The following is a 1,003-nucleotide window of genomic DNA, read 5'->3' as shown; positions in this document are numbered from 1 at the left end:
TGAAACAATGATCTGTTTCAAACCAAATGCCTTACGGATTGGTTCAAGTGCCACCATCATTTGAATTGTTGAACAATTAGGATTTGCGATAATACCATGATGATTATAAAGTGCAGCTTCATTAACCTCAGGTACTACCAATGGAACATCTTCTTCCATTCTAAAAGCACTCGTGTTATCAACACAGACAGCTCCACGTTTGACTGCTTCAGGTAAAAGTTTTTTAGAAACTGCTCCACCAGCTGAAGCCAATACTAAATCGACTCCTTCAAATGATTCTGGCCTAGCTTCCTCAACGGTCACATCTTGATCCTTGAATTTTAATTTTTTACCAGCTGAACGATAAGAAGCTAACAGCTTTACCTTTGATACTGGAATAGTTGATTGCTCTAATTGTTGAATTAAACGTGTTCCAACGGCACCTGTGGCACCTAAAATTGCTACTGTATATCCATCACTCATAAATCTTCATCCCTTAAATAAAATTTATAAACTATCTGTAAACTTTCTCAAGCGCTTCATGGCTTCTTGAATATCTTCCATTGAAGCAGCATAAGAAATTCTGAAGTGACCTTCGCCACCTTTACCAAAGGCAACACCTGGTGTTACACCAACTAGACCTTCGGTAGCTAACTTATTAGCAAAATCAATTGAACTTAGATTGTACTTAGCAGGAATCTCAGAGAAGGTGTAGAAAGCTCCTTCTGGCAAGGCTGTCTTATAACCCATGTCATTTAATTGATCGACTAAGAAATCTCGGCGTTCTTGGTAAATGTCTCTCATAGCAATTGGATCTTCGATTCCATTTTTCAAGGCCTCTTCAGCAGCAAATTGTGCCGGATTAGAAGGTGCAGTGACAGTAAAGGCATGCATCTTATTAGCTTGTTCGACGAAATCCTTAGGACCAGCAATGTAACCAATTCTGTATCCTGTCATAGCATGTGATTTTGAAAGTCCATTGATCAAAATTGTTTTACCAGGCATTAACTTAGCCAAAGAAACG

2 protein-coding genes are annotated in these 1,003 nt (G+C 38.7%); both read right to left on the bottom strand.

Annotated features, from left to right (window positions below; translation table 11 throughout):
• The coding region (locus FHL06_RS14340; protein WP_475392990.1) for an aspartate-semialdehyde dehydrogenase at positions 1–462 on the bottom strand (462 nt) is incomplete at its 3' end.
• 24 nt (positions 463–486) lie between these two features.
• The coding region (locus FHL06_RS14335) for an aminotransferase class I/II-fold pyridoxal phosphate-dependent enzyme (protein ID WP_153387345.1) at positions 487–1,003 on the bottom strand (517 nt) is incomplete at its 5' end.

It is taken from the genome of Companilactobacillus halodurans, assembly GCF_009600985.1.
Lineage (GTDB): Bacteria > Bacillota > Bacilli > Lactobacillales > Lactobacillaceae > Companilactobacillus > Companilactobacillus halodurans.
The sequence above is the reverse complement of the archived record's forward strand: the minus strand, read 5'-3'. Positions and strand labels throughout refer to the sequence as shown.